Raw genomic sequence first — 766 nt, 5'->3', positions numbered from 1 at the left:
GGAAGGTTGTGCTGAGAAAGCAGCTCAAGCGTGGCCAGATGGCAGAGTTTTTTGCCAATCTACCGGCCTGTCTGATTGGGATGGAAGCCTGCGGCAGCGCGCATTACTGGGCGAGAAGGCTGCAGGCCTTTGGACACACTGTGAAGCTGATGGCGCCGCAATTTGTGAAGCCGTACGTGAAGACCAACAAGCACGACGCTGCTGATGCCGAAGCGATTTGCGAAGCGGTCCGGCGGCCGAACATGCGGTTCGTGCCAGTTAAGAATGTCGAGCAGCAGGCGGTGCTGGCGTTGCATCGGGTAAGGCAGGGATGGGTTAAAGCAAGGACGGCGCAAGCCAATCAGATCCGTGGTTTGTTGAGTGAATTCGGCTTGGTTGTGCCACAAGGGATCGGAAACATCACCAGTCGGGTGCCAGCGATACTCGATGAAGCGACGGACGAGTTGCCCGGGGCATTCAGGGAGCTCGTGTTACGGTTGCTTGAGCACTTCAAGGATCTGGATCGGCAAGTGAATGAGATGGAACACCAGATCGAGTACTGGCATCGAGCCAATGCGCTGTCGCGTAAGCTGGAGAAGATTCCGGGGATCGGCCCGATCACAGCCAGCGCCTTGGTTGCTTCGGTTGGCGATGCAAAGAATTTCGCGAATGGCCGGCAGCTGGCAGCTTGGTTGGGCCTGGTGCCCAAGCAGCACTCGTCCGGCGGGAAGACGAATTTACAAGGGATCAGCAAGCGCGGCGACACATACCTACGCACGCTACTTAT

At 57.4% G+C, this 766-nt stretch carries 1 protein-coding gene; it reads left to right on the top strand.

Going from position 1 to position 766, the window contains the following annotated elements:
* On the top strand, positions 1–766 hold a 766-nt coding region (locus ACI48D_RS26015), incomplete at both ends, for an IS110 family transposase (protein WP_435574134.1).

Source organism: Massilia sp. LXY-6, assembly GCF_051233485.1.
Lineage (GTDB): Bacteria > Pseudomonadota > Gammaproteobacteria > Burkholderiales > Burkholderiaceae_D > Telluria.
The sequence above is the reverse complement of the archived record's forward strand: the minus strand, read 5'-3'. Positions and strand labels throughout refer to the sequence as shown.